18 protein-coding genes and 1 tRNA gene are annotated in these 17,570 nt (G+C 70.8%); 3 read left to right on the top strand and 16 right to left on the bottom strand.

Annotation, left to right across the window (positions count from 1 at the left end):
* Positions 1–499 precede the first annotated feature (499 nt).
* Entirely contained in the window at positions 500–1,519 is a 1,020-nt protein-coding gene (locus ACIBSV_RS14655; RefSeq protein ID WP_395862815.1) for a GlxA family transcriptional regulator, read from the bottom strand.
* Between the two features lie 135 nt (positions 1,520–1,654).
* Here ACIBSV_RS14655 and ACIBSV_RS14660 point away from each other — a divergent pair, with 135 nt between their 5' ends.
* Entirely contained in the window at positions 1,655–2,293 is a 639-nt protein-coding gene (locus tag ACIBSV_RS14660; protein ID WP_395862817.1) for an HD domain-containing protein, read from the top strand.
* Complete coding sequence (locus ACIBSV_RS14665) at positions 2,290–2,742, top strand: nuclear transport factor 2 family protein (protein WP_395862819.1); 453 nt, start codon at positions 2,290–2,292, stop codon at positions 2,740–2,742. The genes ACIBSV_RS14660 and ACIBSV_RS14665 overlap by 4 nt, the downstream gene beginning before the upstream one ends.
* A gap of 158 nt (positions 2,743–2,900) precedes the next feature.
* On the opposite strand, the gene ACIBSV_RS14670 is transcribed toward ACIBSV_RS14665, so the two are convergent.
* The 6 genes from ACIBSV_RS14670 to ACIBSV_RS14695 all read right to left on the bottom strand — a co-directional run bounded on the left by ACIBSV_RS14670 (position 2,901) and on the right by ACIBSV_RS14695 (position 8,375).
* Complete coding sequence (locus ACIBSV_RS14670) at positions 2,901–3,884, bottom strand: SDR family NAD(P)-dependent oxidoreductase (RefSeq protein WP_395862822.1); 984 nt, start codon at positions 3,882–3,884, stop codon at positions 2,901–2,903.
* 163 nt (positions 3,885–4,047) lie between these two features.
* Positions 4,048–4,120 (bottom strand) — tRNA-Ala (locus ACIBSV_RS14675).
* A gap of 144 nt (positions 4,121–4,264) precedes the next feature.
* The gene (locus ACIBSV_RS14680) at positions 4,265–5,026 is read right to left on the bottom strand and encodes a glucose 1-dehydrogenase (protein ID WP_395862824.1); all 762 of its coding nucleotides are present in this window, start codon (positions 5,024–5,026) and stop codon (positions 4,265–4,267) included.
* A 58-nt stretch (positions 5,027–5,084) separates the two neighbouring features.
* Positions 5,085–5,861, bottom strand: coding sequence for a glucose 1-dehydrogenase (locus ACIBSV_RS14685; protein WP_395862826.1), 777 nt, complete (start codon positions 5,859–5,861; stop codon positions 5,085–5,087).
* A 116-nt stretch (positions 5,862–5,977) separates the two neighbouring features.
* Positions 5,978–6,733, bottom strand: coding sequence for a glucose 1-dehydrogenase (locus ACIBSV_RS14690; protein WP_395862828.1), 756 nt, complete (start codon positions 6,731–6,733; stop codon positions 5,978–5,980).
* Between the two features lie 502 nt (positions 6,734–7,235).
* Entirely contained in the window at positions 7,236–8,375 is a 1,140-nt protein-coding gene (locus tag ACIBSV_RS14695; RefSeq protein ID WP_395862830.1) for an LLM class flavin-dependent oxidoreductase, read from the bottom strand.
* A 129-nt stretch (positions 8,376–8,504) separates the two neighbouring features.
* Here ACIBSV_RS14695 and ACIBSV_RS14700 point away from each other — a divergent pair, with 129 nt between their 5' ends.
* Positions 8,505–9,080, top strand: coding sequence for a helix-turn-helix transcriptional regulator (locus ACIBSV_RS14700; protein WP_395862832.1), 576 nt, complete (start codon positions 8,505–8,507; stop codon positions 9,078–9,080).
* A gap of 105 nt (positions 9,081–9,185) precedes the next feature.
* Here the strand turns inward: ACIBSV_RS14700 and ACIBSV_RS14705 are convergent, their stop codons facing one another.
* From ACIBSV_RS14705 to ACIBSV_RS14745, 9 genes are all read right to left on the bottom strand, one after another.
* Positions 9,186–9,827, bottom strand: a complete 642-nt coding sequence (locus tag ACIBSV_RS14705) for a histidine phosphatase family protein (protein WP_395863453.1) — start codon at positions 9,825–9,827, stop codon at positions 9,186–9,188.
* Positions 9,824–10,237 (bottom strand): ribosome silencing factor, encoded by a 414-nt coding sequence (gene rsfS, locus ACIBSV_RS14710; protein WP_395862834.1) that lies wholly within the window; start codon positions 10,235–10,237, stop codon positions 9,824–9,826. Before rsfS ends, ACIBSV_RS14705 begins: the two co-directional genes overlap by 4 nt.
* A 158-nt stretch (positions 10,238–10,395) precedes the next feature.
* A complete protein-coding gene (locus ACIBSV_RS14715; RefSeq protein WP_395862836.1) occupies positions 10,396–12,531 on the bottom strand; it encodes an LCP family protein in 2,136 nt (711 codons plus the stop codon).
* Positions 12,528–13,130 carry a nicotinate-nucleotide adenylyltransferase gene (nadD, locus tag ACIBSV_RS14720; RefSeq protein ID WP_395862838.1) on the bottom strand — a complete coding sequence of 201 codons (603 nt, stop codon included), beginning with the start codon at positions 13,128–13,130 and terminating at the stop codon, positions 12,528–12,530. The genes ACIBSV_RS14715 and nadD overlap by 4 nt, the downstream gene beginning before the upstream one ends.
* Before the next feature lie 21 nt (positions 13,131–13,151).
* The gene (locus ACIBSV_RS14725) at positions 13,152–13,985 is read right to left on the bottom strand and encodes a carbohydrate ABC transporter permease (protein ID WP_395862840.1); all 834 of its coding nucleotides are present in this window, start codon (positions 13,983–13,985) and stop codon (positions 13,152–13,154) included.
* The gene (locus ACIBSV_RS14730; protein WP_395862842.1) at positions 13,982–14,914 is read right to left on the bottom strand and encodes a carbohydrate ABC transporter permease; all 933 of its coding nucleotides are present in this window, start codon (positions 14,912–14,914) and stop codon (positions 13,982–13,984) included. Before ACIBSV_RS14730 ends, ACIBSV_RS14725 begins: the two co-directional genes overlap by 4 nt.
* Positions 14,911–16,197, bottom strand: a complete 1,287-nt coding sequence (locus ACIBSV_RS14735) for an extracellular solute-binding protein (RefSeq protein WP_395863454.1) — start codon at positions 16,195–16,197, stop codon at positions 14,911–14,913. Before ACIBSV_RS14735 ends, ACIBSV_RS14730 begins: the two co-directional genes overlap by 4 nt.
* 143 nt (positions 16,198–16,340) lie before the next feature.
* The gene (locus ACIBSV_RS14740; protein ID WP_395862844.1) at positions 16,341–16,712 is read right to left on the bottom strand and encodes a hypothetical protein; all 372 of its coding nucleotides are present in this window, start codon (positions 16,710–16,712) and stop codon (positions 16,341–16,343) included.
* Positions 16,713–16,869: 157 nt separating this feature from the next.
* A complete protein-coding gene (locus tag ACIBSV_RS14745) occupies positions 16,870–17,316 on the bottom strand; it encodes a transcriptional regulator (RefSeq protein WP_395862846.1) in 447 nt (148 codons plus the stop codon).
* Between the last annotated feature and the right edge of the window lie 254 nt (positions 17,317–17,570).

Below are 17,570 nucleotides of genomic sequence, written 5' to 3' on the forward strand. Positions count from 1 at the left end.
GTGGGTGGGGGCGTGGAGTGGCGGGGCGGAGTCGTGGGGGCGGCTGCTTGTTGGGCGACTTCGTCGCCGGCTCGCGAGGCACCACCTTTTTTCTCTCCCCCGCTTCGCTCCTCCGAGAAAAAAGACGGCGCCTCGCTCGGGGCTTCGCGTCCCTCCGCTTCGCTCCGGGCCACGAAGCCCAAACCTGCGGCTCCGCCGCTCTCCGCGCTTCGCGCGTCGATCACTGGGGTGGGCGCGGGTCGGGGGCGCTGACGCGCCTGGGCGGAGTGGGTCGTGGGTGGGGGCGTGGAGTGGCGGGGCGGAGTCGTGGGGGCGGCGATGCTGCTTGTTGGGCGACTTCGTCGCCGGCTCGCGAGGCACCGCCTTTTCTCTCTCCCCCGCTTCGCTCCTCCGAGAAAAAAGACGGCGCCTCGCTCGGGGCTTCGCGTCCCTCCGCTTCGCTCCGGGCCACGAAGCCCAAACTCTGCGGCTCCGCCGCTCTCCGCGCTTCGCGCGTCGATCACTCGGGTGGGCGCGGGTCGGGGGCGCTGACGCGCCTGGGGGTGGTGGAGGTGGCGTCTGCGGGCTGGGTGGTGCTGCGGAAGCGGGAGCGGTAGGTGCTGGGGGTGACGCCCAGGCGGCGGAGGAAGGCTCGGCGCAGCGATTCGTCGCTGCCGAGGCCGCTGTGCGTGGCGGCGGCCGTGACGGTGGCGCCGGCGGCCAGGAGGGATTGGGCCGCCTCGATCCGGACGGCCTCGACGTAGACGGCCGGCGTCGAGCCGACCCGCTCGTGGAACAGGCGGGTGAGGTGGCGCGGGCTGAAGCCCCCGAGGCGGGCGAGCACGGGCAGCGAGTGGTCGGCCGCCGGGTCCGTGGCGATCGCGTCCAGGACCGGTCGCAGCGGGTCGTCGGCGGCGGCGCGGGCGCGAGAGGGTACCGAAAACTGCGACTGGCCGCCCGGCCGGCGCAGGAACACCACCAGGTCGCGGGCCACTTCGCGGGCCAGGTCGGCGCCCTCGTCGGACTCGACCAGTGCGAGCGCAAGGTCGATGCCGGCGGTCACCCCCGCGGACGTGTACACCGTGCCGTCCCGAACGAAGATCGCGTCCGGCTCGACGGTGACGCCCGGATGCCGCCGGGCCAGGGTCGCCGCGTGCCGCCAGTGCGTCACCGCCCGGCGCCCGTCCAGCAGCCCGGCCCGGGCGAGCAGGAACGCGCCGGTGCACACCGACGCGATCCGCTCGGAGGTCGCGGCGAGCGCGGTCACCGCGTCCAGGAGCGGCAACGGCGGCGCGTGTTGCGGAAAGTCGACCGATCCCGGCACGACCAGCGTGTGGGTGCCGTCGATCTCGGTCGCGGCCGCGTCGACCAGCAGCCGGGTGCCCGCGGACGTGGTCACCGGCGCACCGGTCGGCGAGCACAGCTTCAGCGTGTACGCGCCGCCCATCCGCGCGGCCGTCCCGAACACCTCCAGGGGCGCGGTGACGTCCATCAGCCGGACTCCGTCGTACGCGAGCACCGTCACGTTCCTAGGTCGCATGACTTCGAGGCTACCCGCCGGCCGTGTCCGAATCCGAGGGATCGGTGTCCGGATGGACATGGCGTCGGAGGGGCATCCGGGGCCAGGCTCGAACCACGAACACCAGCCGCTCCCACCTCGGAAAGGACCGCCCTCATGTCCGACCGCATCGCCGACGTCGACATCCCCGACAGCGCGCTCGCCAAGGAGGCCACCGAACTGGTCCGGGACATCGCCGGCCCGCTGTTGTACGACCATTCGCGCCGCGTGTACCTCTTCGGGGCGCTTCAGGGCCGCCGCCGGGGCCTGGACTTCGACCCCGAACTGCTCTACGTGGGCGCGATGTTCCACGACCTGGGGCTGACCGCCGGGTACCGGGCCTCGCAACAGCGCTTCGAGCTCGACGGCGCCGACGCGGCCCGCGACTTCCTGCTGCGGCATGGCCTGCCCGCCGACTCCGCGCGGATCGTGTGGACCGCCATCGCGCTGCACACCACACCGGGGATCCCCGCCCGGATGGAGCCCGAGGTCGCGCTGGTAACCGCCGGCGTCGAGCTGGACGTACTCGGCATCGGCCTCGACGACATCCCGGCCGAGGCGCGCGCCGCCGTGGTCGCCGCGCATCCGCGCCCGGACTTCCGGCGGCGGATCCTGCGGGCCTTCACCGAGGGCATCGAGCACCGCCCGCAGACCACGTTCGGCAACGTCAAGGCCGATGTGCTCGACCGGTTCGTGCCGGGCTTCGAGCGCACGAACTTCGTCGATGTGATCGAGGCGTCGGGGTGGTCCGCGTGAGGCCGCCGCTGCCCCCGTTCACCGAGGCCGACGCGCTCGCCAAGGTGCAGGCCGCCGAGGACGCCTGGAACACCCGCGATCCCGAACGCGTCGCGCTCGCGTACACGCCCGACTCGGTGTGGCGCAATCGCGACCGGTTCGTCACCGGGCGCGCGGCGATCGTCGCCTTCCTGACCGAGAAGTGGGCCCGCGAGCGGGACTACGCGCTGCGCAAGGAGTTGTGGTCGTACACGGCCGACCGGATCGCGGTCCGCTTCCAGTACGAGTGGCACGACGGCGCGGGTGGCTTCCGGCGCAGCTACGGCAACGAATTGTGGGAGTTCGACGAGAACGGCCTGATGCGGCGGCGCGAGGCGAGCATCAACGACGCGGTGATCGCCGAGGCCGACCGCCGCATCCACGGGCCGCGCCCGATCGAGGAGCACGGGGTCGCGTTCCCGCTCGCCTGAGCGCGGTCGAAAAGGGCCGGGGCGGGTACGGGGGTCGGGCCAGGGCGGGCCAGACCCGGGACGGCCGCGGACTCGGACCGGGGCTCGGTCTCGACCCGGGGCCGAAAACGCGGTCGGCACGAGGCCGCACCGGGTTCCGGTCCCGGGTCGCCTCGGGATCAGTCCGCGCGACCGCCGCACTCCCCCGCCCACGGGTGGGTCAGTTCCTGGCAGCGCCGCCAGAACCAGGCGCGGTCCGGCCGGCTCTCCCGGGTGGCCGAGCGGTAGTGGGTCGGTCGCGGGGTCCGGTCCTGCCAGAACAGGCCGGTGCTGCGGCCCGGTTCGTCGGCCGCGCACAGCCACACGGCGGTGTCCGCGCCCTGTTCGGGAGTGCGCAGCAGCGGCGCGGTGAGCCGGCGGAAGGTCGGCATCGAGGTGCGCAGGCCCGGGGTGTCCACCCAGCCCGGGTGGGTGGCGTGCACGACCGGGCCGCCGGCGCCCAGGTGCTCGGCCCACAACTCGGCCAGCACCACCTGCATGCGCTTGGTCCGCGCGTACGCGACGGCCGCCTTGTACGGGCCGCGCTGGTACTCGATGTCGTCCACCGGCAGCCGCTGGGTGTACATCCCGCCCGAACTCATCCACACCACCCGGGCGCAGGACGCGGGGTCGGCGGCCACGAGTCGGCTGAGCAGATGCGGCCCGAGCACGTGCACGGCCAGTGACGACTCGTGCCCCTCGGCGGTCTCGGTGCGCACCTCGGGCATCGTGCCGGCGTTGTGCACCAGGGCGTGCAGCGGGCCGTGCTCGGTGCGCAGTTCCTTGGCGAACCGGGCCACGTCCGGCAGGCTGCCCATGTCGCAGCGCCGCACGGTCACCTCGGCGCCCGGTACCAGCTCCAGCACCCGCAGGCGGGCCGCCTCGGCGCGCTCCTCGTTCCGGCCCACCAGGACCACTGTCGCGCCGAGCCTGGCCAGGCCGGTCACGGCCGCCTCGCCGATCCCCGACGACGCCCCGGTCACCACGACGGTCCGCCCCTTGAGCGCGGCCGGCTCGGGGTCGGCGGGAAACCCGGCCCGCCGGCGCACCCGGTACCCGAACCGGCTGTATCCGGGCACGACCGCCCGGTCCATCGCCCGCTCCCAGAACCGACTCTCCGTCATCGCACGCCCACCTCCGTCGTCGTGGCCACGGGAAGACAATGCCCGGAACGCGCCTTTCACACCTTTCCCCATCCATCGCACATCCGGCGCTCGATGACTCCGACCGGCCCACGGGCACAAAAAAGACCGCCTCCCGGACGAATCCGGGAGGCGGTCTTGTCTGTGGAGCTACGGAGAATTGAACTCCGGACCTCTTGCATGCCATGCAAGCGCTCTACCAACTGAGCTACAGCCCCGCTATTCAACTGGGCCGGCGGGCTCACCCGCTCGACCACGAGTACTTTACACGCTCCCCCGCGCCGCATCCAAACGCCTTTTCCCGGCGCCGTTCGCGCGGCACCCGGGACCCGCGGAGCGCCTCCGCGAGTCCCGACGCGCACTCAGAAGCTGCCGACGGGCCGGATCATCCCAGCCATCGCACCGCCGTCGACGACCAGCTCGGTACCGGTCAGGTAGGACGCCGCGTCCGAGGCCACGAAGGCGACCACCTCGGCGACCTCCTCCGGCGCGGCGATCCGGCGCAGCGGCACGGACGGGAATTTGCCCGGCCCCTGCTCCAGGCCGACCGCGGCGATCATCGGGGTGTCGATCGTTCCCGGGTGCACCGAGTTGACCCGGATCCCGTGCTCACCGACCTCCAGCGCGACCGTCTTGGACAGGCCGCGTACGGCCCACTTGGTCGCGCCGTAGGCCGCGTGTCCCGGCATGCCCTCCAGGCCGGCCTGCGAGGAGATGTTGACGATCGAGCCGCCGCCGCGTTCCTTCATCGCGGGCAGCACCGCCTGCATCCCGTGCCAGACGCCGAAGAAGTTGACCTGGAGGATGCGCTCGACCCGCTCGGGCGTCTCGTCCGCGAAGCCCTTGGTCCAGTAGATCGCGGCGTTGTTGACCAGGATGTCCAGCCCGCCGAACTCGGCGACGGCTACGGCGACCACCTCGGCCCAGTCCGCCGGAACCGACACGTCGTGCCGGACGAAGCGCGCGGCCTCGCCCAGCTCCGCGGCGAGCGTCGTGCCCTCCTCCGCCAACAGGTCGGTGAGCACGACCCGGGCGCCGTTCGCGACGAACAGCCGCGCCTCGGCCGCGCCTTGGCCGCGTGCGGCGCCGGTGATTATCGCGACCTTGCCGGTCAGATCCGCCATGACTGGTCACCTTTCCTCGATGGGTGTGAACGCTTCGCCCCGACGACCCGCACCCCGGTCAGCCGCCCATGACGTACTTGACCGTCGGTCCGGTGGTCCAGCCGCCGTCCACGGCCAGCTCCGCGCCGGTCACGTAGGAGGCGGCGTCGGAGAGCAGGAAGGCGACCGCGGAGCCGATCTCGCTCGGCTCGCCGACCCGGCCCATCGGGGTGTTCGGGTAGTTGCCCTCGCCCTGCAGAATGCCCACGGACGAGGTCATCGGTGTGTAGACCATGCCGGGGTGCACCGAGTTGACCCGGATTTTGGAGCTGCCCAGCTCGACCGCGGCGACCTTGCTCATCCCGCGCACGGCCCACTTGGACGCGCCGTAGGAGCCGGTCATCGCCAGGCCCATCAGTCCGGCCGCGGAGGAGATGTTGACGATCGAGCCGCCGCCACCCGCCTTCAGGTGCGGGATGACCGCCTGCATGCCCAGCCAGACGCCGGTCAGGTTGACCTTGATCACGAACTCGAAGTGTTCGAGCGTCTCGGTGTCGAACATCGCGCCGGTTGCCACGCCGGCGTTGTTGACCAGCCCGTCGACCCGGCCGAACTCGGCGATCGTGAAGTCCACGACGGCCTTCCACTGCTCTTCGCTGGTCACGTCGTGCTTGTGGAAGCGCGCGTTCGCGCCCAGCGCGGCGGCAGTGTCGGCGCCCTCGTCGAGCAGGTCGGAGACGACCACCCGCCCACCGCCTGCGACGATCTGCTCGGCCGCGGCGGCACCCAGGCCGCGGGCGCCACCGGTGACGATGACGACCTTGTCGGTCAGGTTGGGGCCCTGGAGTTCAGCCATGATGCGTTCCTTCGATCTGTGCCTGCCGACTTCTCGGCTCGCAATTTGCATAGTACAACTAAGCAAATCGGACGACAAACGAACGGTTGCCCATCGGCCGCCGCATGGCGCGGCCGTTACCCCCGGACCGGGGGCACGATGCCCGCCGTCGAGCCACCGTCGATGACGAACTCGGTCCCGGTGATCCACGAGGACTCGTCCGACGCGAGGAACACCACCAACGCGCCGATGTCCTCCGGCTCACCGACCCGACGCAGCGGCACGGTGGGGAAGTTGCCCGCGCCGCGGGTGAAGCGGTTGCCGACCATCGGGGTGTCCACAGCGCCCGGATGCACCGAGTTGACCCGGATCCCGTACTCGCCCAACTCCAGCGCGGCGGTCTTGGTCAGCCCGCGGATCGCCCACTTGGAGGACCCGTAGGCCGCGTGCCCCGGGATGCCCTGGAGCCCGGCGAGCGAGGAGATGTTCACGATCGAGCCGCCGCCGTTCGCGCGCATCAGCGGGGCCACCGCCTGGATGCCGTGGAACGTCCCGAACAGATTGACCTTGAGGATGCGATCCAGCCCTTCGGGCGTCTCCTCCAGGATCGGCTTGGTCCACATGATGCCCGCGTTGTTGACCAGGACGTGCACCCCGCCGAACTCGCGCACGGCAACCTCGACGACCGCCGCCCAGTCCCCCGCGTCCGACACGTCGTGCCGCACGAACCGCGCGGCGTCCCCGATCCCGGCGGCGACCGCGGTCCCCTCGTCCTCCAGCAGGTCGGTCAGCACCACCTTCGCCCCACGCTCGGCCAACAGCCGCGCCTCGGCCTCCCCCTGCCCCCGCGCCGCCCCGGTGACAATCGCCACCTTGCCCGTCAGATCACCCACACCGACCACCTCCACGACGTCCGCCTCAGCCCCGACCACGCCCACACCGACCGCCCAACGCCCCCAACCTCCACCCGAAACCACCCAGGCGCGTCAGCGCCCCCGACCCACCCCCACCCCAGCGATCGACGCGCGAAGCGCGGAGAGCGGCGGAGCCGCAGAACTTGGGCTTCGTGGCCCGGAGCGAAGCGGAGGGACACGAAGCCCCGAGCGAGGCACCGCTTTTTCTTGGAGGAGCGAAGCGGGGGAAAGAAAAAGCGGTGCCTCGCGAGCCGGCGACGAAGTCGCCCAACAAGCAGCATCGCCTCACCCACGACTCCGCCCCGCCACCCCACGCCCCCACCCACGACCCACGACCCACCCCACCCCCTCGCGAGCCGCCGACGAAGTCGCCCAACCAACACAGCCGGACCCGGTCCTCCGCACCGGATCCGGCCGCGCTTTCCTCGTCCAAGGCGACCACGGGGTGCGTATCACGCCCCGGACGAAGTCTCGATCCCCGTCAGGCCCCGTACTTGGCCCGGAAGTGCGGGATGACCTTCTCGCCCCAGATCCGGATCGTCTCCATGCAGTCCTCTTGCGGGATCGTGCCCATCTGGATCAGGCACATGATCTCGTCCGCACCCGCGTCGATCAGCTTCTGCACGTAGCCGATCGCGTCCTCCGCCGTCCCGTAGGCGTGGTTGATGTTGTACGTCGCGGTCGCGTTCACCGTGACCGGGATCTTCGCCTCGTGCAGCATCGCGACCTGCTGCTCGGCGGCCTCGTTGATGATCGCCACCTCGTCCCGGCCCTCGACCACGGCCTCGTCCGGGATGCCGGACTTGCCGCCGGAGAACCAGTGCGCGATCGACTGCGCGAAGAAGCGCTGACCGCGCGCGCCGACCTGACGGGCGCGGGCGCCGTCCTCGGAGACGATCGTCGGACACAGCGCGACCAGGTGGTCGTTGGTGACCGTGGACACGAACCGCTCGCCGGTGCGCTCCTTGATCGCGTCCCGGTAGATCTGGTTGAGGTTCGCCACCTCCTCGGGACCGGCGAAGCCGAGCACCAGCGCGCCGACGCCGTACTCCGCCGCCTCGACCAGGCTCGGCTGCTTGCTGCAGGCCAGGAACAGCGGCGGGTGCGGGGTCTGCACCGGGCGCGGCAGGATCGGGTGCGAGCCCTCGATGTCGAGCACGTCGCCGTGCCATTCGAGCTCGTCCCGCTGCCACGCGGCGCCGATGATCCGCAGCGCCTCCTCGACCTGGGCCTTGGTCTGCTCGATGTCCACGCCGCACAGCGTGGACTCCTGGAGCGTGCCGCCCCGGGCCGCGCCCACGTCGAGCCGCCCGCCGGAGAGCGTGTCGAGCATGCCGATCCGCTCGGCGACCCGGGCCGGGTGGTTGAAGTTGAACGGCATGCAGACCGCGCCGTGCGCGATCCGGATCCGGCTGGTCCGCGCGGCGACCCAGGTCAGGAAGATCTCCGGCGCGCTCATGTGTGAGTACCACTTGGTCGAGTGGTGCTCGACGGCCCAGATCCGGTCGAAGCCCATCTGCTCGGCGTATACGGCCTGATCCACGGAGTTGAGGATGACCTCGCGCTCGTGTTCCGCCGTGGGGTTGGCCATCTGGGCTTCGAAGATCATCGAGAACTGCATGCCGTACTCCTGGTGCGCGTGGCGTGGAATACTTCAATTAGATATATGACGACCAGTCAGGTCAATAGCCGGCTGACGTAGAATCAGAAAAAGTTGACGCGTACCGAACGCGCACCGATGGAGGCCACGATGACGGGGGATCCGCTCCCGAAGCTGCCCGCTACCGCGTGGGCCGTGCTCGGCCTCTTGTCGTTCCCGGGCGAGCGCTCCGGCTACGACCTCAAGAAGTGGGCCGACGCTTCCCTGCGCTTCTTCTACTGGAGCCCGGCGCTGAGCCAGATCTACAGCGAGCTCAAGCGCCTGGAGCAGCTCGGCTTCGCCGTCTCGCGCATCGCCTCCCAGGACGAACTGCGCAACAAGCGGCTCTACCGGATCACCGATTCCGGTCAGGAGGCGCTGGCCACCTGGGCCCGGGACACCCCGGCCGGGCCGCCGGTGCTCAAGCACGGCGTCGCGCTCCGGGTCTGGCTCGGCCACCTCAGCGAGCCCGAGGAGCTGCGCAAGACCCTGGTGGAGCACCGCGACTACGCGGCGACCACGCTGGACGAGGTGCGCGCGAGCGAGGATTCGGCACAGGACCGCTGGCCGTTCCCGGCCCTGGTGCTCAAGTGGAGCGAGCGCTACTGGCAGGCCGAGCGTGATCTCGCCGACGGCATGCTCGCCGATCTGGAGGAGCTGTACCGCAAACAGGCGGGCGAGGAGTGAGCGCCCGCCTCACCGGCGGGCGCACATGAAAAAACGATCCAGGAGTCGAGGGGCGGCGCCCGTCGGGGCGCCGCCGACTCCGAGATCGTCCTGGTCGTGCGTGGCTCAGTCGTCGTCGCCGATGACCGGCTCGGGCAGGGTGCCGGCGTTGTGCTCCAACAACCGCCATCCGCGTACGCCCGGGCCCAGCACCGACCAGCAGCAGTTGGACAGCGCGCCCAGCGCGCCCCAGGTCTCCCGGGGCAGGCCCAGCAGCGCGCCGAGTCCGCAACGGATCGCGCCGCCGTGCGAGACCACCACCAGCGTGCCGTCCTCCGGCAGCTTCTCCACCGCGAGGTCGATCGCCTGAGCCATCCGGTCGGCGACCTCGCTCTCCAGTTCGCCGCCGCCGCGTCGCACCGGCTCACCGCGCCGCCAGGCGGCGAACTGCTCCGGGAAGGTCTCCTCGATCTCCCGGTTGGTCAACCCCTGCCACTCCCCCGCGTACGTCTCGCGCAGCGCGGGATCCAGCGTCACCGGGACGTCGACGAGCCGGGCCAGTTCGGCGGCCGTGTCCACCGCGCGGATCAGGTCCGAGGCGATGATCGCGTCCGGACGCAGCGCGGCGAGCAGCCGGGCCGAGCGCCGGGCCTGGCCCAGGCCCGCCTCGGTCAGCGGGATGTCGGTCTGGCCCTGGAAGCGCCGCTCGACGTTCCACGTGGTCTGGCCGTGCCGCCACAGCAGGACACGGCGCCCCTTCCCGCTCAGAGCGCGCCCTCCGCCGCCTCGGCGGCCTTGGCCTGCTCGTTGCCGAGCCGCACCGCTTCCGGCAGTTCGATCCGCGGGCAGTCCTTCCACAGCTTCTCGAGCGAGTAGTAGGCCCGCTCCTCGGCGTGCTGGACGTGCACCACGATGTCGATGTAGTCGAGGAGGATCCAGCGCCCTTCGCGCTCGCCCTCGCGCCGGACCGGCTTGGCGCCGAGCCCGCGCAACGCTTCCTCGACCTCGTCCATGATCGCCTTGACCTGGCGGTCGTTGGACGCGGAGGCGAGCACGAACACGTCGGTGATCGTGACGACCTCGCTCACGTCGTAGGCGACGACGTCGGTGGCGAGCTTCTCTGCACATGCCACGGCAGCCGCGGTGGCGAGCTCCAGGGCGTGGGGGGTTGCGGTCACGATTCGCTTCCTGCGGACGACAAGGGGATTACCGTTCAGGGTCTCACACGCGGGGCCTCGGACGGCCACCCGTTATTTCGCGGATCCCACGGCGGTCACCCGCCCGGGCACGCCGCGGTCGTCCCCGAACCGGGAGTCGGGGACGACCGCGGCGACGGCTACGGCTTGTCCGGGTTGTAGTCCTGGCCGAGCGTGACCACCACGTCGGCGAGCATCTCGCCGGTGGCCTTCTTCACCGCCGTCGCCGGCAGGGCCAGGGTCAGCGCCACCTGTTCCGCGTCCGCCTTTCGGGCGTCGTCGGCGTACTGCACGGTCGACGTCGGCTGCGTGCGCTTGGCCGAGGCACCGCCCGGAACGTACGTGACGCCCGCGTTGAGCAGCCGCGCCTGCGCGTCCGGACCGGAGGCGGGCTTGCCGCTCGCGTCCTCCACCATGACCCGGGCCGGGCCCGCCTCGACCTTGCCCTGGCGCACCGTGCCGCCGAGCAGCTCGCGCACGATGGGCAGCGCCGCGGCGGTGTCCAGGATGCCGTCCGCGGACACCGGGAGGGCCCGGACCTGCATCTGCTTCGCCTGGGTGGCCTTGGCCAGGTTGGCGAGCAGGACGCTGAGCTTGTCGTCCGGCAACGAGGGGTCGGGCACGTTGGCCATGTTGGCCAGCAGCGACAGGACCGCGTCCGGCTGGGTCGGGAACGCGGTCAGCAGGCCCTGGAGGACCCGGCCGAACCGATCGCCGACCACCGCGGGCGCCTCGTTGGGCTGCTTGTAGCCGGCGAAGGCCAGCGCCGCGACGCCGTTCGCGGGATTGCGGCCCTGTCCGACCAGCACCTTGCCGTCCGGGCCCTTGACCTCGACATCGGCGTTGAGTTGGATGCCGCCGGCCAGGTCGACCAGGCCCTGCAGGACCGGCTCCGAGATCACCCACGAGCCGTCCAGCCTGACGCCGAGCAGGTCGGACAGCGCGTCCCGGGACGCGCCCGGGCCCTCGTCCGCCATCAGCTGACCGAGCGGGAAGGAGCTGTTGTCGGAGTTGACGATGGTGACCGAGGACACGCTGACCATGGAGGCGGTGTTCTTCGCCGGGTCGACCGTGAGCAGCACGTTGGCGGCGGCCTTGCCGTCCTTGGCGCGCAGTTGCACCAGCACGCCGCCGTTCTTGCCCGGGGCCGCGACCGACTTCTCGTCGCGCATCCAGGTGTCCCACGCGAAGTACCCGCCGACCCCGAGCAGGGCCACCGCGAGCACCACCGCGAGCGCGATCAGCCGCTGCCGGATCGCCCGACGCTTCTCGTCCCGGCGCTCGGAGCGGGTCTCGGCGAAGGACAGCCAGTCGATGACGTCCTCGGCCTGCTCGCTCTCGTCGTCGACGAACGCGAACTCGTCCGAGCCGTAACCGGGTCGGCCCGGTCGGCCTGGACCCGGCTTGCGCGTCCTGGGCGGCGGCACCCGGCCGTCGTCGGTGGAGGCCGCGGACCGGCCGGACCCGGACCCGCGTTCGGTCGAAGTCGAGGCCGAGGACGAGGGCGTGGGCGACGGCGAAGCCGTGGCCGCGCCGGTCGCCTCCGACCGCGAGCGGGCCGGCCGGGCCGGGCGCACCGGGATCGAGCCCGCCGCGATCCCGGTCGAGGCCGGGTCCGTTCCGGCCGACGGCAGCGGCGCGGCGGGACCGGGCGCGGGCTCGGGTCGGCTTCCGGGCACCACAGGCGGCGCGGGAGGTGCGGCGGGCTGCTCGTAGTACGCCGTGGGCTGCTGCTGTTCGTAGTAGCCCTGCTGCGGGTCGGCGAACCCGCCCCGACCGCCCTGCGGCGGATATGCCTCGGCCGGTCGACCCGTCGGGTCGTAGCCGTTGGGGTCGTACGCGTTGGGGTCGTACGCGTTGGGGTCGTAGCCGCCCTGGCCCGCGCCGCCGGTGCCGTAGCCGTTCGGGTCGTACGTCCCCGCGCCGGTGCCCGGGTCGTACGCGCTCGGCTCGTAGCCGGTCGACTCGTAGCCGCCCGGTGCGTAGGTCCCGGGCGGATACGCGTTCGGGTCGTAGGCGTTCGGGTCGTACGGGTACTGCTGTTGTGGAGCGAAGTACACCGGCTCCAGCCCCTGCGGACCCGACCCCGGCGCCGCCGGCGGCTGCGGGTCGTATCCCGTGAAGCCGCCGTCGGGCGCGTACGAGCCGTATCCCGGCTGTTGCCCTTGGACCTGTCCGCCGTCGCCTCGTTCGGTGCCGTACGGCTCCTGCGCCTGTCCGCCGTCCCCTTGCTCGGTGCCGTAAGGCTCCCACTCGCGCCGGTCGTCGTTGCTCACGAAGCTCCCCGGTACAGCCGCCGCTTGCTGATGTATTGGACGACCCCGTCCGGCACCAGGTACCAGACCGGATCACCCCCGGCCACCCTTGCACGGATGTCGGTCGACGAGATGGCCAGCGCGGGGACCTCGACCAGGCTCACGCCCCCGTCCGGGAAACCCGGGTCGGACAGAGTGTGCCCCGGACGGGTGCAACCCACGAAATGCGCGAGCTCGAACATCTCGTGCGCGTTGTGCCAGGAGAAGATCTGGGACAGCGCGTCGGCGCCGGTGATGAAGAATATCTCGGTCCCCTCGGGAGAGGACTCGCGCAGGTCGCGCAGGGTGTCGAGGGTGTACGTCTCGCCCTCGCGGTCGATGTCCACCCGGCTGACCGAGAAGGTCGGGTTGGACGCGGTGGCGATCACCGTCATCAGGTAGCGGTCCTCGGGCGAGGACACGTCCTGCGCGAACTTCTGCCACGGCCGACCGGTCGGCACGAACACCACCTCGTCGAGCCCGAACTGGCCCGCGACCTCGCTCGCGGCGACGAGGTGCCCGTGATGGATGGGATCGAAGGTGCCGCCCATGACACCGACACGTCTGTTCCGCTCGCTCATGGCGCGAGAATCTATCGGTCCCTACTCCTTGACCGCGCCCGAGGTGATGCCCGCGACGATGCGCCGCTGGAAGACCAGCACGAGAACGACGACCGGAATGCTCACCACGACCGACGCCGCGGCGATCGCGGCGGTGGGCTGCTGGAACTGCGACGCGCCGGTGAAGAAGGCCAGCGCGGCGGGCACCGTACGGGAGCTGTTGGTCGAGGTCAGCGACACGGAGAAGACGAAGTCGTTCCAGGCGAAGAAGAACACCAGGATCGCGGTGGTCACCACGGCGGGCACCGCCATCGGCGCGATCACGTAGCGAAACGCCTGCCACGCGGACGCGCCGTCGATCCGCGCGGCGTCCTCCAGGGCCCACGGAATCTGCTTGAAGAACGAGGTCAGCGTCCAGATCGAGAGCGGCATCGTGAAGGAGAGATACGGCAGGATCAGCCCGATCCAGGTGTCGAACAGGCCGATGCGGCGCCACATGTCGAACAGCGGCCCGACCACCGCGATGGTCGGGAACATCGCGATCGCCAGCGCGCCGAGCAGGATCAGCCGTTTGCCCGGGAACTCCATCCGCACGATCGCATACGCGGTGCCGGTCGCGCACGCGACCGCGATCACCGTGGCGATCAGCGAGATGCCGATCGAGTTGCGCAGCGCGTCGGTGAACAGGTCGTTCTTGAAGACGGTCCGGTAGTTCTCCCAACTCCAGGTGGTGGGCAGGAACTTCGCGTTGTTGATGTCGTCGCCGCCCTTGAACGACAGGGACACCATCCAGGCCAGCGGCAGCACGGTGATCGCGATCACCAGGACGGTGACCAGGACACGGGCGCCCTCGCGGGCCGGACTGGGCTGACTCACGCGGGGCTCCCGAGCTTGCTCACGTCGGTACGGAAGAGCTTGATGAACATGAACGCGATCAGCAGGACGCAGGCGAACAGCAGTACCGAGATCGCCGAGCCCAGGCCCAGCGCGGTGCGGCTGACCAATTGCCGATAAGCCAGGAAGGACACCGTCTCGGTGTCGTTGGCACCGCCGGTCATCACGAACACGGAGTCGAAGATCCGAAACGCGTCCATCGTGCGGAACAGCAGCGCGACCAGGATCGCCTGCTTCATGATCGGCAGGGTGACCCGGGTGAGCCGCTGCCACGGTCCCGCGCCGTCCACGCGCGCCGCCTCGTGCACGTCCGAGGAGACCTGGATGAGGCCGCCGAGCAGCAGCAGCGACATGAACGGCGTGGTCTTCCAGATCTCCGAGAGGGCGATCACGAACAGCGCGGTCCAGCGGTGGTCGAACCACGCGATGTCGGTGCCGAACCAGTTGTTGACGAACCCGGTCGAGGGGTCGAACGCGTAGCGCCAGGCGTAGGCGGAGACGACGGTGACGATGCCGTACGGGACGAGCACGATAGTGCGCAGCGTGCGGCGCAGGTGGAGCGCGCGCTGCATCAACTGGGCGAGCCCGAAGCCGATCACGAACTCGACCGAGACGGTCACCACGGTCAGCGCCAGCGTGGTCCACACGTCGGTCCACCACAGCGGGTCCTTGAGCACGACCCAGTAGTTCGACAGGCCCGCGAACGAGTTCGCCTCCGGGGTGGTCAGCCGCTTGTGGAAGAGCGAGAGCCAACCGGCGTCGAGCAGCGGCGCGATCGCGACCAGGATCATGATCAACACGGCGGGCGCGGAGAGCATCCACCCGGTGCGCCGCATGCGCTGGGCGTGATCTCGCTGTTTCCGGGGCTTCTTGTGCCGGGGCGCGGTGCCGGCCGTGGATACCGTGCTCACAGCAGCACCCGGTCGTGCAGGACCCCGGTGATCAGGTCGTCGGTTCTGCGCGGGGCGGTGTTCGGGTCGACGTCCGCGGGCGGGTGGTACATCCGCTGTACGGACGCGGACACGTCGTTGTAGTACGGGGTGCGCGGGCGCGGGCCGGCCTGGTCCAGCGACTCCCTGATCAGGTCGGCCATCGGCAACGCCTCGCGCACGCGCGGGTCGTCGTAGGCGGCGGCCTTGGCCGTGGTCTCCTTCGACTCCAGCATGTAGGTGATCTGGTTCTCCAGCGTGCCCGCGCAGCGCACCGCGCTCACCGCCGCCGCGCTGTGCTTGCCGTACTTGCTGACCCCCAGGGCGATTCCGCCGAACGGCGGCTTGGACGCCTTGCCGGCGTCGGTCTGCGGGTAGCGCGCCCAGCCGTAGTCGTCGAGCACCTCACGCGAGAGTTGGCCGTCGTCGACCGCCTCGGCCGCGGCGCCGCGCGCGTACGTCCAGTTGACCATGAAGCCGCCCGAGCCGGATTGGAACGTGGTCCTGGTGTCGTCCTCGATCGAGGTGGCCAGGTTGGCCGGAGCGGCGGGGGAGCGGCCCAGCCGGCGCATGACCTCGGCGGCGCGTTTGCCCGAACCGCCCTCCTGGAGCGCGGGTTTGAGGTCGACGCCCTTCTCCACGTCGCGCACGATCGCGCCGCCGGCGCCGGTGACCAGGCCGTTGACCCAGACCGTGATGCCCTCGTAGCGCTTGGCGGGCACCGAGACGGTCTTGCGCGTTTTCTCCGCGGCGGTGATCACCTCGTCCCAGCTCACCGGGCGGCTCAGGTCGAGCCCGGCCGCCGCGGCGACCGACTTGCGGTACCACAGGAGTTGGGTGTTCGCCCGGAACGGGGCGGCGACCAGGCGAGCGCGCCAGACCGAGGACTCCACCGCGCTGCTGAGCATGCCCTCGGTGAGCACGGCGGCCTCGGCCGGGTCGAACGGGCGCAGGAAGCCCGCCTCGGCGAACTCCGGTACGAAGACCGGGTCGAGCGCCATCACGTCGATCGAGGAGTCCTTGGCGGCCAGCCGCCGGACCAACTGCTCGCGCTGCCCGGACGCGTCGGTGGGCAACACCGAGACCTTGACCCGGTAGGCACCGCCCGACGCCTGGCTGCACCGGTCGGCGAGCTTTTGGTAGGCCCCGTTGTCCGGCGGCACGTACCAGTTGAGCACCGGTGGGCCCGAGCTGCCGCCTCCACACCCGACGACGGAGGCGACCAGCGCGAGCGCGACGGCCCAGAGTCCGCGACGACGCAGCATGTGGTTCACGGGCTCAGCAGATCAAGCAAACCGTTCTTATCGCTTTAATACCCCCCGAATGGTGGCGTGTCGGTACGCCATTCGGACCCACCCGTCCGCCACCGGGCGGGACTCGGGTTCGAAACCGGCCGCGCCGTCGGCGGTCACTCGCCGTCCGCTTCCGCGACCCGCTGCCGACGCCGACCCGGACGCCGCCCGCCCACCCCGTGCTCGGCGCGACCGGAGAAGCGGCCGGACGCGGGAAGGTTCCGCATCTCGGCGGCGGACGGAACGATCAGTTCCAGGTGCGGTAGGGACGAGTCTCCGCCGGGCACCGGCGCGTACTCGGCGGAGCCTCCGCCGGCCGCCACACCCTCACGCCAGCCGTCGCCGAAGCCGTCGGCGTACGCCTCCTCGAGGTAGGGCTCGAGGGCCTCCTTGAGGTCGGCGAGCACGCCGGCCAGGACCACAGGGGCGACTCGACCGTCGAGGGCTTCGCGCAACTCCTCGACGAGCAGGTCGTGATGGGGAGTCATAATGCCTCGCCGGGTCGGCTCTTACGGCCCGAGCGGGGACGGGTCGACGGCTCGCACCCCCGCGCTCCGATCCGCCGCGACAACCACTGATCCGCCATGGTGCTCCGCCCTCGCACGGATCCACGGGCGCCCACCGCGTTCCGCCCCCACTCGTCACCTATCCTCCGGCAGTCCTCCGTCCGGCCTGGGGCCGAACCTCGGCGTCGCGCAACATCATCTCCGTCATCGAGACGAACATCGCGCGGTTGTGTTCCGGTACCCCCAACAGTTCCGCCGCCTCGGCAGCGGACATGTTCCCGGCGGTCACTCTACGCGGACGCGCCGACGGGACCGTTGGTACCGGAAGGTCTTCCTCCGCCATCCGCCCGGAATGAATCAGCATGTCCCGCATGCCCACGCCCAATGCCGGGGCCAGGGCACGCATGGTCACGATGTCCGGCATGCTCTTTCGCTGCAACAGCCGCGTGATCGCGGCCCGATGAACGCCGGCTTCTGCGGCGAGTCTGGTCCTGCCTCCTCCTCGGGGGCTCTCGATGTCGTATCCGCGGGCGCGCATCAGATCCTCGATCCACTGCGCGAAGGACTCGATGTCCCTCTCATCCATGTCGGCTCTCCCCTCCGGACGCGCCGAGAATAACGCGCGCACACGCATCAACCAATGCGACGTGCGTCGGCGCAACATACCCACAACAGCACGGATTGCCGCAGATTGGCGCCAACTCCCGCCAAACGAGCGGAGTTTTTAAGGGAACAAGAGGCGACGAGCAGATCACACATCACTTTGTTGCGACCGCGCACGCAATCACCTAGCGTTTTGGCGCGTCACACCACGGCTCACGCGTTCTCCCCGAACACGCC

Origin of the sequence: Embleya sp. NPDC050154, from assembly GCF_044460165.1 — a bacterium.
Taxonomy (GTDB): domain Bacteria; phylum Actinomycetota; class Actinomycetes; order Streptomycetales; family Streptomycetaceae; genus Embleya.

Excerpts from the sequence above, each read along its gene's own strand:
- ACIBSV_RS14670 (WP_395862822.1), bottom strand. The coding sequence starts at position 3,884 with ATGACGGAGAGTCGGTTCTGGGAGCGGGCGATGGACCGGGCGGTCGTG.
- nadD (WP_395862838.1), bottom strand. The coding sequence starts at position 13,130 with ATGAGCGAGCGGAACAGACGTGTCGGTGTCATGGGCGGCACCTTCGAT.
- ACIBSV_RS14745 (WP_395862846.1), bottom strand. The coding sequence starts at position 17,316 with ATGGATGAGAGGGACATCGAGTCCTTCGCGCAGTGGATCGAGGATCTG.
- ACIBSV_RS14685 (WP_395862826.1), bottom strand. The coding sequence starts at position 5,861 with ATGGCTGAACTCCAGGGCCCCAACCTGACCGACAAGGTCGTCATCGTC.
- ACIBSV_RS14680 (WP_395862824.1), bottom strand. The coding sequence starts at position 5,026 with ATGGCGGATCTGACCGGCAAGGTCGCGATAATCACCGGCGCCGCACGC.
- ACIBSV_RS14695 (WP_395862830.1), bottom strand. The coding sequence starts at position 8,375 with ATGCAGTTCTCGATGATCTTCGAAGCCCAGATGGCCAACCCCACGGCG.
- ACIBSV_RS14655 (WP_395862815.1), bottom strand. The coding sequence starts at position 1,519 with ATGCGACCTAGGAACGTGACGGTGCTCGCGTACGACGGAGTCCGGCTG.
- ACIBSV_RS14735 (WP_395863454.1), bottom strand. The coding sequence starts at position 16,197 with ATGCTGCGTCGTCGCGGACTCTGGGCCGTCGCGCTCGCGCTGGTCGCC.
- ACIBSV_RS14660 (WP_395862817.1), top strand. The coding sequence starts at position 1,655 with ATGTCCGACCGCATCGCCGACGTCGACATCCCCGACAGCGCGCTCGCC.
- ACIBSV_RS14740 (WP_395862844.1), bottom strand. The coding sequence starts at position 16,712 with ATGACTCCCCATCACGACCTGCTCGTCGAGGAGTTGCGCGAAGCCCTC.
- ACIBSV_RS14700 (WP_395862832.1), top strand. The coding sequence starts at position 8,505 with ATGACGGGGGATCCGCTCCCGAAGCTGCCCGCTACCGCGTGGGCCGTG.